General features: G+C 75.3%; 12 protein-coding genes. 3 read left to right on the top strand and 9 right to left on the bottom strand.

The window, feature by feature from the left end:
• Window positions 1-42: 42 nt before the first annotated feature.
• Both ACFYWL_RS22990 and ACFYWL_RS22985 read left to right on the top strand, forming a co-directional pair.
• Window positions 43-1596 (top strand): glucoamylase family protein, encoded by a 1554-nt coding sequence (locus ACFYWL_RS22990; RefSeq protein ID WP_386975934.1) that lies wholly within the window; start codon window positions 43-45, stop codon window positions 1594-1596.
• Entirely contained in the window at window positions 1593-3509 is a 1917-nt protein-coding gene (locus tag ACFYWL_RS22985) for a xylan 1,4-beta-xylosidase (RefSeq protein WP_386975931.1), read from the top strand. The genes ACFYWL_RS22990 and ACFYWL_RS22985 overlap by 4 nt, the downstream gene beginning before the upstream one ends.
• 117 nt (window positions 3510-3626) lie before the next feature.
• Here ACFYWL_RS22985 and urtE read toward each other — a convergent pair whose 3' ends face one another.
• The 6 genes from urtE to ACFYWL_RS22955 form a co-directional block, all read right to left on the bottom strand.
• The gene (gene urtE, locus ACFYWL_RS22980) at window positions 3627-4319 is read right to left on the bottom strand and encodes an urea ABC transporter ATP-binding subunit UrtE (protein ID WP_386975928.1); all 693 of its coding nucleotides are present in this window, start codon (window positions 4317-4319) and stop codon (window positions 3627-3629) included.
• Entirely contained in the window at window positions 4319-5080 is a 762-nt protein-coding gene (gene urtD / locus ACFYWL_RS22975) for an urea ABC transporter ATP-binding protein UrtD (RefSeq protein WP_386975925.1), read from the bottom strand. The genes urtE and urtD overlap by 1 nt, the downstream gene beginning before the upstream one ends.
• Window positions 5077-6255, bottom strand: a complete 1179-nt coding sequence (urtC, locus tag ACFYWL_RS22970) for an urea ABC transporter permease subunit UrtC (RefSeq protein ID WP_386975922.1) — start codon at window positions 6253-6255, stop codon at window positions 5077-5079. Before urtC ends, urtD begins: the two co-directional genes overlap by 4 nt.
• A complete protein-coding gene (gene urtB, locus ACFYWL_RS22965; RefSeq protein WP_386975919.1) occupies window positions 6252-7139 on the bottom strand; it encodes an urea ABC transporter permease subunit UrtB in 888 nt (295 codons plus the stop codon). Before urtB ends, urtC begins: the two co-directional genes overlap by 4 nt.
• A gap of 59 nt (window positions 7140-7198) precedes the next feature.
• Window positions 7199-8443 (bottom strand): urea ABC transporter substrate-binding protein, encoded by a 1245-nt coding sequence (gene urtA / locus ACFYWL_RS22960; RefSeq protein WP_386975915.1) that lies wholly within the window; start codon window positions 8441-8443, stop codon window positions 7199-7201.
• 464 nt (window positions 8444-8907) lie between these two features.
• Window positions 8908-10044 (bottom strand): substrate-binding domain-containing protein, encoded by a 1137-nt coding sequence (locus ACFYWL_RS22955; protein WP_386975912.1) that lies wholly within the window; start codon window positions 10042-10044, stop codon window positions 8908-8910.
• A gap of 97 nt (window positions 10045-10141) precedes the next feature.
• Between ACFYWL_RS22955 and ACFYWL_RS22950 the strand changes: the two genes are divergently transcribed.
• A complete protein-coding gene (locus ACFYWL_RS22950; RefSeq protein WP_386975909.1) occupies window positions 10142-10618 on the top strand; it encodes a MarR family winged helix-turn-helix transcriptional regulator in 477 nt (158 codons plus the stop codon).
• A gap of 54 nt (window positions 10619-10672) precedes the next feature.
• On the opposite strand, the gene ACFYWL_RS22945 is transcribed toward ACFYWL_RS22950, so the two are convergent.
• Genes ACFYWL_RS22945 through ACFYWL_RS22935 form a run of 3 tightly spaced genes read right to left on the bottom strand, consistent with a single transcriptional unit; the run spans window position 10673 to window position 12868 of the window.
• Entirely contained in the window at window positions 10673-11476 is an 804-nt protein-coding gene (locus ACFYWL_RS22945) for an urease accessory protein UreD (protein WP_386975906.1), read from the bottom strand.
• Window positions 11476-12201, bottom strand: a complete 726-nt coding sequence (ureG, locus tag ACFYWL_RS22940) for an urease accessory protein UreG (protein ID WP_386975903.1) — start codon at window positions 12199-12201, stop codon at window positions 11476-11478. Before ureG ends, ACFYWL_RS22945 begins: the two co-directional genes overlap by 1 nt.
• Entirely contained in the window at window positions 12191-12868 is a 678-nt protein-coding gene (locus ACFYWL_RS22935; RefSeq protein ID WP_386975900.1) for an urease accessory protein UreF, read from the bottom strand. Before ACFYWL_RS22935 ends, ureG begins: the two co-directional genes overlap by 11 nt.
• Window positions 12869-12871: the final 3 nt, after the last annotated feature.

Raw genomic sequence — 12871 nt, 5'->3', positions numbered from 1 at the left:
CGTCCCACCTGACCTGACCGGCCTCCAGTGAGGAGTCTCCTCGTGCGATCCAGGTCCCATCCGTTCCGCGCCGCGGCGGTGCTGCTGGCCCTCGGGCTGACCGCCGCCGTGGCCCCGCCGGCCGCAGCCGCGCCGCCGGCCGCCGCGCCCGGCGGATCACCGGCCGCCGCGCTGCGCCAGTACGCCGCCGACACCTGGCGGTCGATGGCCGCCATGGTCGACCCGGGCACCGGGCTGGCGGCCGACAACGTCGGCGGCGACCTCGACCCGGCCGACCGCGCCGGGTACACGTCGCCGACCAACGTCGGCGCGTACCTGTGGAGCACCGTGGCGGCCCGGGAGACCGGCCTGGTCAGCGCCGGCCAGGCCCGCGACCGCATCGCCCGCACCCTCGCCACGCTGGGCCGGCTGGAGGTCCACGAGCCGTCCGGCATGTACTACAACTGGTACGACCCGGCGACCGGGGCGAAGCTGACCACCTGGCCGGTCGACGGCAGCGCCGTGCACCCGTTTCTGTCCAGCGTGGACAACGGCTGGCTCGCCACGGCGCTGACGGTGGTGCGGCAGGCGGTGCCGGAGCTGGCTGGTCGCGCCGACGCGCTGCTGCGCCGGATGGACTTCGGCTACTACTACGACCCGGCGCAGCGGCAGCTGCGGGGCGGGTTCTGGGCGGAGCCGCCGCCGGGCTGCTCGGTGGCCGGCAACTACCGCACCGGGCCGGACGTGTTCTACACCTGCCACCACTACGGCGCGTTCAACACCGAGCCGCGCATCGCCGGCTACCTCGGCATCGCGGCCGGGCAGATCCCGCCGGAGCACTACTTCGGCACGTACCGCACGTTCGACCCGGAGGGCTGCGACTGGGCGTGGACGGAGCAGCGGGCCGTCGGCCAGTGGCGCACCTACCTGGGCGTGCGGGTGTTCGAGGGCGCCTACCGCTACCGGGGGTTGCAGCTCGTGCCGAGCTGGGGCGGGTCGATGTTCGAGGCGCTGATGGTGCCGCTGTTCGTGCCCGAGGACCGGTGGGGCCCGCGTAGCTGGGCGGTCAACCACCCGACGTACGTGCGGGCGCAGATCGAGCACGGGCTGCGGGAGGCCGGCTACGGCTACTGGGGCTTCTCCCCCGCCAACGACCCCGATGGCGGCTACCGGGAGTACGGCGTGGACCAGATCGGCATGGACGGGCCGGGCTACACCTCCGACCAGGAGCGCACCTCGGTCGACCCCGGGTACGGCGAGTGCCGGCCCGCCCAGCCGCCGCCGGCGGGCTACGGCCGGGGCGTGATGACCCCGCACGCCTCCTTCCTGGCGCTGCGCTACGCGCCCGACGACGCCCTGCGCAACCTGGCGAACCTGCGGCGGGACTTCGACGCGTACGGGCCGGGCGGGTTCTACGACTCGGTGGACGTGACCACCGGGCGGGTGTCGAAGCGTTACCTGGCGCTGGACCAGGGGATGGTGCTGGCGGCGCTGGGCAACGCCCTGGCCCACGACGTGCTGCGCCGGCCGTTCGAGCAGGGGCCGATGAAGCAGCGGGTCGCGCCGCTGATGCGGATGGAGGAGTTCTCCCTCCCGCAGGGTGGGGGGCAGCGATGACGGGCCGCCACGACATCGCAGGCCACCGCGCCGGGAACCACGAGGCGGGCGGGGGCCAGGCCGCGGGCGTCGACGCCCGGGGCGACTGGACGCGGCGCATCGCGCTGCGCAGCGACGAGCGCGGGGCGGCGGGCGGCACCCCGGACCTGCCGCCGCCGGCCGGGCTGGCCGCGGTCGCCGGGGTGGGCCAAGTGCGGCTGTCCTGGTCGCCGGTGCCCGACGCCGTCGGCTACCTGGTGCACCGGGCCCCGCTGCGCGATGGGCGGCCCGCCGGCACGTTCGCCCCGGTCGACCACCAGGGCGGCGACGTGCTCGCCGTGCCCGACACCTGGTACGTCGACACCACCGGCGAGCCCGGCCGGCCCTACGCGTACGCCGTGGCCGCCGTGCCCGAGGTCACCGTCACCGGCGCGCTGGGCGACCCGGTCGTCGCCGCCGCGCTGCCGGCCGCCGACGGCCCGCCGCCGACGGTGGACGTGCGCGTCGACGCCGCCGCGCCGGGCACGCCGCTGCACCGGCCCTGGCAGCCGATGATCGGCAGCGAGCGGCTGTCCCAGCTCCTGTGCGCCGACACCAGCGGCGGCCGGGAGATCGGGGCGGAGCTGCTGGCGGCGCTGCGCCGCGTCCGCGCGGAGGTGGGCGTCGAGGCCGTGCGGGCGCACGCGATCCTGCACGACGACCTGGGCGTCTACCGGGAGGTCGACGGCCGGCCGGTGCACGACTTCGCCGGCGTGGACCGCGTCTACGACCTGCTGCTCTCGGCCGGGCTGCGGCCGGTCGTGGAGATCGGCTTCATGCCCCGCGACCTGGCCCGCGACCCGGAGCGGACGGTGTTCGCCTACCGGGGGGTGATCTCGCCGCCGAAGGACTGGGACCGCTGGGCGGAGCTGGTCCGCGCGCTCGTCGCGCACCTGCTCGACCGGTACGGCGAGGCGGTGCTCGGCTGGGACTTCGAGGTGTGGAACGAGGCGAACCTGGAGGTGTTCTGGGCCGGCACCCGCGAGGAGTGGATGCGGCTGTACGAGGTCACCGCCCGCGCGGTCAAGGACGTCGACGACCGCATCGCCGTGGGCGGGCCGTCGTCGGCCGCCGCCGGCTGGGTCGACGCCCTGCTGGAACACGCCGCGCGCACGGGCGCACCGGTCGACTTCGTCTCCACCCACACGTACGGCAGCCCGCCGCTGGACCTGCGGCCCACCCTGCGCCGGCTCGGCTTCCCGCACGCCCGGCTGCTGTGGACGGAGTGGGGCGTCACGCCCACCCACTTCCATCCCGTCAACGACGGCGCGTCGGCGGCGACGTTCCTGCTCGGCGGCATGCGGTCGGCCGCCGGCCGGGTCGACGCCCTGTCCTACTGGGTGGCCAGCGACCACTTCGAGGAGCTGGGCCGCCCGCCCCGGCTGCTGCACGGCGGGTTCGGCCTGATCACCGTCGGCGGCATCGCCAAGCCCCGCTACCACGCCCTGCGGCTGCTCGCCCGGCTCGGCGACACGGAGCTGCCGGTGCGGGCGTCCGGGGACGGCGCGGACGGCCTGGTGCAGGCGTGGGCGAGCCGGCACGCCGACGGCGGCCTCGCCGTGCTGGTCTGGGTGTCGACGCTCGACCAGTCGAAACGCGACGGCGATCCGGCGCTGGCCCGGCTCGTCCGGTTGAGCGTGGCCGGCGGGCCCGGCGGCGGCGCGACGGTGACGAGGCTCGACCGCGAGCACGGCGACGTCACCACCCTCGCGGGCCGGCTCGGCGTCGGCGACTGGCCGACCGACGGGCAGTGGGACGCGCTGCGGGCCGCCGACACGCTGCCGGCCGAGCCCGTCGAGCCGGACGTGGTCGACGGGGTGGCGACGGTGGAGCTGCTGGTGCCCCAGCCGGGCGTCGTGCTCGTCGAGTTCGCGCCGCCTGAGCCGGCGGGCTGAGCCGGGCCGAGCCGGGCCGAGCCGGGCTGAGGCGTCGGGCGGAGCCGCCGGGCTGAGGCGGGCTGGGCCGGCGGCCCGCGACGTCGGGCTGAGAGATCGGGCTGGGGCGGGGCGGGGTCAGACGGCGAGCGCGGCGCGCACGGCGCGCTCGGCGTCGGCCCCGCCGTCGCCGGTCGAGGTGACCCGGCCGGACTCCAGCACGTAGTAGCGCTGGGCGACCCGCAGCGCGAAGCCGAGGTGCTGCTCCACGAGGAGCACCTGGATGCCGGCGCGGGCGGTCAGCTCGACGACGCGGTCCTGGATCTCGGCGACCACCGAGGGCTGGATGCCCTCGGTGGGCTCGTCGAGCAGCAGCAGCTTCGGCCGGGTGATCAGCGCCCGGGCGATGGCGAGCTGCTGGCGCTGGCCGCCGGAGAGCAGCCCGGCCCGGCGGCGCAGCAGCGGGCGCAGCGCCGGGAACAGGTCCAGCGCCTCGGCGGTGGCAGCCGGGCCGTCGCGCCGGCCGTCGGCGACCAGCCGCAGGTTCTCCCCCGCCGTCAGGTGCGGGAAGCACTGCTGCCCCTGCGGCACGTACGCCATGCCCCGGGCGACCCGCTGGTGCGGGGCGAGGCGGGTGACGTCCTCCCCGGCCAGCTCGACGGTGCCGGCGCGGGGCCGCAGCAGGCCCACCGCGACCCGCAGCAGGGTGCTCTTGCCCGCCCCGTTGTGCCCCAGCATGGCGGCGACGCCGTCGGCGGGGACGGCGAGGTCCACGCCGTGCAGGACCTGGCTGCGGCCGTACCCGGCGTGCACGCCGCGCAGTGTCAACATCACGCCTCCGTGGGAGCGTCGACGGGGTGGCCGAGGTAGACCTCCTGCACCCGCGGGTCGGCCTGGACCTGGGCGACGGTGCCCTCGCTGAGCACGCGCCCGGCGTGCAGCACGGTCACGGTGCGGGCGAAGCGGCGCAGGAAGTCCATGTCGTGTTCGATGACCACGACGGTGCGGTCCCGGCTGACGGTCTCCAGCAGCGCGCCGGTGGCGTCGCGCTCGTCGTGGCTCATCCCGGCGACCGGCTCGTCGAGCAGCAGCAGCCGGGCGTCGGAGACGAGCAGCATGCCGATCTCCAGCCACTGCTTCTGCCCGTGGGCGAGGGTGCCGGCGAGATGGTCGGCCCGGCCGGCGAGGCCGATGGTGTCGAGGGCGGCGACGACCGCGTCGGGCAGCTGCCGCCGGCGGCGGGCCAGGGTCCACCAGCTCCGCCCGGCCCCGGCGGCGATGTCGAGGTTCTGCGCGACGGTCAGCTCCTCGAACACGGCGGCGGTCTGGAAGGTGCGGCCGACGCCGAGGCGGGCGATGCGGTGCACGTCCCGGCCGAGCAGTTCCCGGTCGCCGAAGCGCACCGAGCCGGTGGCCCGGACCAGCCCGGTCACGGCGTCGACGAGGGTGGTCTTGCCCGCGCCGTTGGGCCCGATGAGGAAGCGCAGGTCACCGGCGGGCACGTCCAGGTCGACGCCGTCGACGGCGGTGAAGCCGTCGAAGCTGACCCGAAGGCCCCGCACGCACAGGCCGTCCGTTCGTTCGTCGGTCATGCCGCCGGCGCCTCCGTCCGGGTCCGGCCGCTGCGGGCGGGCGGGAACCGCCGCCACCACGGCGGCCGTCCGGGCGTCGCGCCCCGGGTGCGCCGCAGCGCCCACAGCGACGCCAGGCCGCCGGGGAGGAACGCCACCACCAGCACGAACAGCAGCCCCTGCAGGTACGTCCAGGTGCCCGGGAACCGCTCGGACAGCGCGGTACGGGCCCAGGCCACCGCGACCGCGCCGAGCACCGGGCCGAGCAGGGTGGCCCGCCCGCCGACGGCGACGCCGATGACGAACTCGATGGACGGCACGATGCCGATCAGGGCGGGCGAGATGATGCCGACGGCGGGGACGAACAGCGCCCCGGCGAGCCCGGCCATCCCGGCGGCCACCACGTAGGCGACGACCTTGACGGTGGCCGGGTCGTAGCCGAGGAACCGGACCCGCTCCTCCCCGTCGCGCACGGCCACCAGCAGCTCGCCGTAGCGGCTGTGGATGAGCTGGCGGGCCAGCGCGAGCAGCCCCAGCAGGGCGGCGGCGATCAGGAAGTAGACCGTGCGCTGGTTGACCGGGTCGTCCAGGTCGTAGCCGAAGAAGCCCTGGATGTCGGTCAGGCCGTTGGTGCCGCCGGTGGTGCCCTGCTGGCCGACCAGCAGGATCACCATCGCGGCGGCGAGGGCCTGGCTGAGGATGGCGAAGTAGGCGCCCCGCACGCGGCGGCGGAAGACCAGCGAGCCGAGCCCGAAGGCGACGATCATGGGCAGCAGCACGGTGGCGGGCAGGGCGAACCAGGGGCTGGCGAACGGCCGCCACCACCACGGCAGCTCGTCGAGCTGCCCGTACAGCTGCATGAAGTCGGGCAGCGCGCCGGGGCCCGCGTCGGCGAGCTTGAGGTGCATGGCCATCGCGTAGCCGCCGAGGCCGAAGAAGACGCCCTGGCCGAGGGTGAGCATGCCGCCGCGGCCCCAGGCGATGCCGATGCCGACGGCGACCATCGCGACGCACAGGTATTTGGCCAGCAGCGCCAGCCGGAAGTCCGACAGCAGCAGGGGGGCCGCGCCGAACAGCAGCGCCGCGCCGACGGCGAAGCCGAGCGCCGCGCGGGCCCGGCCGCCGGTGCGGCGCGCGGGCGGCGGCGGTGCGGCGGGCCCGTCGGTGGCGGTGGCCGGGCCGGTCACGGTGGTCATGCGAGGCTCCTGGTACGCAGGGTGAACAGGCCCTGTGGCCGCCACTGGAGGAACGCGACGATCGCCACGAAGACGATCACCTTGGCGACGCTGAGGGTGGTGAGGTATTCACCGGTGGCCTGGAGCACGCCGAGGGCGAAGGCGACGATCACGCTGCCCTTGAGCTGGCCGATCCCGCCGACCACGACCACCAGGAAGGCGTCGATGATGAGGTTGGTGCCCATCGTCGGGCCGATCGGCCCGAGCAGGGTCAGCGCGACCCCGGCGACGCCGGCCAGGCCGGAGCCGACGAAGAAGGTGGTGCGGTCGACCCGGGCGGTGGCGATGCCGGAGACGGCGGCGAGGTCGCGGTTCTGCACCACGGCGCGGATGCGGCGGCCCAGCGGGGTGAGCCGCAGGGCGAGGGTCAGCGCCGCCACGGCCGCCACGGCGAGGCCGAGGATGAACAGCCGGTTGTTGGCGACGGTGATGCTGCCGGGCAGCGCCACGTTGCCGGTGAGCAGCGCGGGCGCGCGGGTCTGCACGTTGGGGCTGCCGAAGATGTCCCGGGCCGCCTGCTGGAGCATGAGCGACACGCCCCAGGTGACGAGCAGGGTGTCCAGGGGCCGGGCGTAGAGGCGGCGGATGAGCAGCACCTCCAGCAGCACCCCGAGCGTGCCGGCCACCGCGAAGGCGACGGGCAGGGCGGCCAGCAGCGACCAGCCGGCCGAGGTGATCGTCTGCTGGAGCACGTAGGTGGTGTAGGCGCCGGCCATGATGAACTCGCCGTGGGCCATGTTGATGACGTTCATCTGGCCGAAGGTCAGCGCGAGCCCGAGCGCGACGAGCAGCAGGACCGCGCCGATGCTGACGCCGGTGAAGAGCTGTCCGAACAGGACTGTCACGGTTGCGCTCCGAGGAGGGGTGGGGCCCGGGCGGCGCGGGGCCGCCCGGGCCGGGGTGGTCAGCTCAGGCCGGTCGCCCAGGGGTAGCTCTTGAGGTACGGGTCGGGCTTGATCGGCTGGCCGGAGTTCCACACCTCGGTGATCAGCCCGTCCGCGCCGACCTTGCCGATCCGGGCGGTCTTGGCGATGTGCTGGGTCGGGCCGTCCACGGTGACCAGGCCCTCGGGCGCCTCGTAGGTGATGCCGCCGGCGGCGGCGCGGACCTTCTCCACCTCGAAGGAGCCGGCCTTGGTGACCATCTCCTTCCACAGGTGCACGGCCACGTACGCGGCCTCCATCGGGTCGCTGGTGGGCTTGTCCGCGCCGTACTTCGCCTTGTACGCGGCGACGAACTTCGCGTTCACCCCGCCGGGGGTGGTCTGGTAGTAGTTCCAGGCGGTCAGCTGGTCGGCGAGGTACTGGGTGCCGATGCCCTTGACCTCCTCCTCGGCGATCGACACGGACACCACGGGCATGCTGGCCGCGTTGAGCCCGGCGGAGGTGTACTCCTTGAAGAAGGCCACGTTGCTGTCGCCGTTGAGGGTGTTGAACACCGCGTCGGCCTTTGCCGACTTCACCTTGTTGACGATGGTGCCGAACTCGGTGGAGCCGAGCGGGGCGTAGTCCTCGCCGAGGACGGTCATCCCGTTGGCCTTCGCGTACGCCTTGATGATCTTGTTGGCCGTGCGGGGGAAGACGTAGTCGCTGCCCACGAGGTAGACTGACTTCTTGCCCTGCGCCTTGAGGTAGTCCAGGCCGGGGACGATCTGCTGGTTGGTCGTCGCCCCGGTGTAGAAGATGTAGGGCGACTGCTCCAGGCCCTCGTACTGCACCGGGTAGAACAGCAGCGCCTTGTTCTTCTCGAACACCGGCTTGACGGCCTTGCGGCTGGCGGAGGTCCAGCAGCCGAAGACGGCGGCGACGCGGTCCTCGGAGATGAGCTTCTCGGCCTTCTCGGCGAAGGTCGGCCAGTCCGAGGCGCCGTCCTCGCCGACGGGCACGATCTTCTTGCCGAGGACGCCGCCGGCCGCGTTGATCTCCTCCACGGCGAGCATGATCGAGTCGCGGACGGTGACCTCGCTGATGGCCATCGTGCCCGAGAGCGAGTTGAGCAGGCCCACCTTGACGGTGTCGCCCGAGACGTCGGCGCTGACGCCCGTGCCGGACGTGGTGTCGGAGGTCTTGCTGCCGCACGCGGCCAGCGTGGACGCGACGACGAAGGCCATGGCGCCGGCCAGGATGCGGCGGCCCCGGAACAGTGACATGCAATCTCCCCTGCGGTATGCGTGGAGCGACGGCCACCGGCCCTGGCGGGCCGGGCTGCATTGCCATTGGCGATTGGTGATTGGCGATTGGTGAAGCGGTGCGGTCACGGGTGTCACATCGGGCGGAAAGACCGGCCGGCGGGTGGGACGCCGATCGATCATCCGCAGTGGACGTCGGGCTGGGCAAAGCCTCGGCTCGATTCATTGCGGCCACGTTTCCCGGCCCTTAATTGCCTGTTTCCCGAACGGCCGGTAAGGCCAGCTCAGCGAGCCGAAAGCAGCAAAGGCCGCCACCGTCTCCGGAGGATTCACGGAAACGGCGACGGCCTACATCAGACATTCGGAAGAACGGTCGCCCATCCGCCGAACGACCATTTCGGCGAAACGATCGGCGAACGAGTTACTTCCTGCGTGAAGGATTTTAGCGGGGTTCCCCGGCCGGCTGTCAAGCGCCCCCACAGCCCCTACAGCTCCGCCAGCACCACGAAGTCGAGCCCGTCGGCCTCGGCCAGGTAGATCCGCTGGCGCACGTGCCGACCCCGCAGCCGCAGCTCCCCCCGCGGCCCCTGGTAGGACACCGCGTCGGCGGCGGCCCCGATCGCCCGCACGTCCAGGGTCCGGGCCCGGGCGATCAGCGCCGCCAGCAGCATCACGCCCTCGTAGCAGGACTCCCCCAGGCTGCCCAGCGGCGGCGCCTCCACCCCGAACCGGCGGGCGAACGCCCCGTGGAAGTCGAGGTTCTCCCGGGTGACCAGGCCGGCGAAGAACCCGGCCGTGCTGAACAACCGGCGGGTCGCGCCCGCCCCGCTGGCCAGCAGCATGTTCTCGTCCATCAGGGTGCTCAGCCGCAGGCAGCGCTGGTCGAGCCCGCCGCGGGCGAACGCCCGGTTGAACCGGACCGCGTCCGCGCCGACCAGCAGCATCAGCACCCCGTCCGCCTCGGACTGCTCGACGGCGCGCAGGACCGGGCCGAAGTCGTGGGTGCCCAACGGCAGGAACCGCTGCCCGCACACCCGCGCCCCGCTGCGCAGGGCGTACCGCTGGGCGGCGCGGGCCGTGCGGCGCGGCCACACGTAGTCGTTGCCCACCACGTACCACCGGCGCACGCCCTGCTCGCGGGCCAGCAGCCGCATCGCCGGCCAGAGCTGCGCGTCGGGCGTCTCGCTGGTGAGGAAGACGCCCTCGGTGCGCTCGCCGCCCTCGTAGAGCGCCGTGTAGACGTACGGCACCCGGTGCGCGACGCGCGGGGCCACCGCCTGCCGCACCGAGGAGATGTGCCAGCCGGTCACCCCCTGCACCGCGCCGGTCGACACCAGCGCCTCCACCTCGGCGGCCACCTCGGCCGGCGGTGCGCCGCCGTCGACGGGCACCAGCCGCAGCTCGCGGCCGAGCACCCCGCCGGCGCGGTTGATCTCCTCCACCGCGAGCTGCGCGCAGAGCTCGCAGGTCGGCCCGAACATCCCGGCGGGCCCCCGCATTGGGTAGACCAGCGCGACGCTGACCACCGACCGGTCCACGGTGAGCCAGGGCGCGGGAAGGTGGAGCGTCTGCCCCGGCTGGGGATGCGGCGCACCAGCCGGACGCCCTGCCGGCACGGACATGACGACATGATTGCCGCCGGCCGGTGCCCACACCAGAGGCGGTCAGGATGCGGGACCTTTTCGGTACGATGACAGCCCCACCTAACGGGGGAGGGTCATGCCCGAGGTGCCCGCGACGCCCGTCGACCTGCTGCGTGCGCTGACCCGTGCCGAGCGGCTGCTCGCGCGGCGCGTCGGCGCGGTCCTGGCCGCCGAGGGCCTCACCGTGGAGGCCTGGCGGGTGCTCTGCCTGCTCGCCGACGGGCAGGGGCACCCGATGAGCGAGGTCGCCACCGAGGAGTCCCTGCCGCCGGGGACGCTGACCAAGCTGGTCGACCAGCTCGTCGACCAGAACCTGGTCTACCGGCGGATCGACCCGCAGGACCGGCGGCGCATCCGCGCGTACCTGACCGCCCGGGGCCGCCGCGAGCAGGAACGCGTCGACGCCCTGGTCCGGGCCGACCTGGCCGGCCTGACCACCGACGACGACCTGGCGCTGGCCGGGGCGCTGGCCGCGCTGGTCGACCGGCTGGGCGACGGTCGCCGCCCGGTCGGCGCGGCGGCCGGCCCGCGCCCCCGCGTCGCGGCCCGCTGACGCCCGGAGCCGCCGCACCGGGCCGGGCCGGGGCGCACGCCCGCGCCGGGCCGCTCAGGCCCCGGTGAGCAGCTCCCGCAGGGTGTGCGCGTCGGCGGCGGTGGCGGTGAGCAGCGCCGCCGGGCCACCGGCCAGCGGCAGCCAGGCCACCGAGCCGCCGTCGCCGGCCGCCGGCCGCGCCCGGGGGACCGGCAGGCCGCCCGGCTGCACCCCGACGCCGGGTGTCACCCCGACGCCGGGCTCCGCCGCGAGGCCCGGCGGGACGTCCGGCCCCACCAGCAGCAGCGAGCCGGTCGCCGGGGCCCCGCCGAGCACGGCGGGCCCCGCCCAGCCGGGCGCGGACGGGCCGACCGCCGTCGACTGGCGCAGCAGCGGCCGGCCGTCGTGGTCGACCGACGTGTGCACGACGGCGTCGCCCGGCGACTCGCCGTACCGGCCGCAGATCAGCTCGTCGCGCCAGGTCAGCCGGGCCCCGGCGGCCAGCTCGACCCGCGCCTCGGCGACGTGGTCGCAGCCGGCCGCCGCGACAAGTTGCTCCGGCACCCAGTGCAGGGTGCCCCCGGCGTGCACCACCGCGTGCACCCGCATCCGGGACGCCGCCGTCCCGGGGCGGCCGGGCAGCGCCACCGAGGCGGCGACGCTGCCGACGCGCAGCGCCGCGCCGGGACCCACCTCCACCTCCAGCAGCAGGTCGTCGCCGCCGAGCGGGCCCGCCGCGCCGCCCACCACGTACACCGTGGCGAGCCCGCCCTCGGCGGCGGTGGACCGCAGCAGCAGCGGCGACTCGCCGCGCAGCTCCGCGAGGCGGGTCCCGCCGCGGCCGTCGGCCCGCGCCACCACCCGGGCCCGCGCGCGCATCAGGCGACGGCCACGGCGGCCCGGTGGTGGGCCAGCTCGTGCCGGATCCACCCGGCCACCCGGGTCGCCTCCGGATCTCCGACGATGGACAGGAAGACCGTCGGCAGGTCGCCGCGCCGGGCCCGCGCGTCGCGGTCCATCACGTCGAGGTCCGCGCCGACCATCGGCGCGAGGTCCGTCTTGTTGATCACCAGAAGGTCGGCGGCGGTGACCCCGGGCCCGCCCTTGCGCGGCACCTTGTCGCCGCCGGCCACGTCGACCACGAAGATCTGCCGGTCGATCAGGCCCCGGCTGAACGTGGCGGTCAGGTTGTCCCCGCCGCTCTCCACGAGCACCAGGTCCAGCGGGCCGACCGCCTCGCACAGCTCGTCGATCGCGTCGAGGTTCGCGCCGATGTCGTCGCGGATCGCCGTGTGCGGGCAGCAGCCCGTCTCCACCGCCCGGATCCGGGCCGGGTCGAGCACCCCGGCCCGGCGCAGGAAGTCCGCGTCCTCGGTGGTGTAGATGTCGTTGGTGACCACGCCGAGGCGCAGCTCGGCGGCGAACGCCCGGCACAGCGCGGCGACCAGGGCGGTCTTGCCCGAGCCGACCGGCCCGCCGATGCCGATGCGCAGCGGCCGGGCCGCCGGCGGCAGCGGGGCGTGCGGGTCGACCCCGGGCTCGGGGTGGGTGTGCGGGACGTCCTCGTCGTGCGACGAGGTCAGGGGAACGGATTCAGGACGCAAAGAGACGCACCTCCCAGGTGGTGTGGACTTCGGCATGGATGTCGGTGAGGGGGGCCGCGCCGGCCGGCAGCCACTGCGGCGGCCCATCGGCGGCGGCCACCGCCCGCGCCGCCGTCGCGTCGACGTCGGCCGTCAGGGCGGCGAGCAGCCCGTGCACGCGGTACGGGTCGAGGCCGAGCAGCCGCACCGCCGCGCTCGCCGGGCCGGTCACCGACCCGTACGCGGCGGCGGTGGCCAGCTCGGCCGGGTCGAGGCCGGCGGCCGACCCGACCAGCCCGAGCACCAGCGGCTGGTGCGGCCCGACCGGGTCGGCGGGCAGGGCGGCGAACGGCCCGCCCGGCCACAGCGCCCGCCCGGCGCGCAACAGGGCCCGGCCCTGCCGGCGGGAGACCGCGCGCAGCGCCGGGGCGGCCGTGCGGGCGTCCAGCTCGGCGTCGAGCCGGGCCAGCGCGGGGCCGGGGTCGCCGGCCGCCGCCGCCCGGTGCGCCGCCACCGCGAACGCGGCACCGACCAGCCCGCCGGTGGCCAGCCGGCCGACCAGGAAGCCGCGCAGCGACGCCAGGTCGGTGACCAGCCCGGCGGCGACGGCGGCCTCCAGCCCGCCGGAGTGGGCGTGCGCGCCGGCCGGGAACCGCCCGTCGGCGAGCAGGAGCAGCATGCTCGTCATCGT

The organism is Micromonospora sp. NPDC002575 (assembly GCF_042889525.1).
Taxonomy (GTDB): domain Bacteria; phylum Actinomycetota; class Actinomycetes; order Mycobacteriales; family Micromonosporaceae; genus Micromonospora; species Micromonospora carbonacea.
Note: the sequence above shows the minus strand (reverse complement) of the source record. Positions and strands in the feature narration are given on the sequence as shown.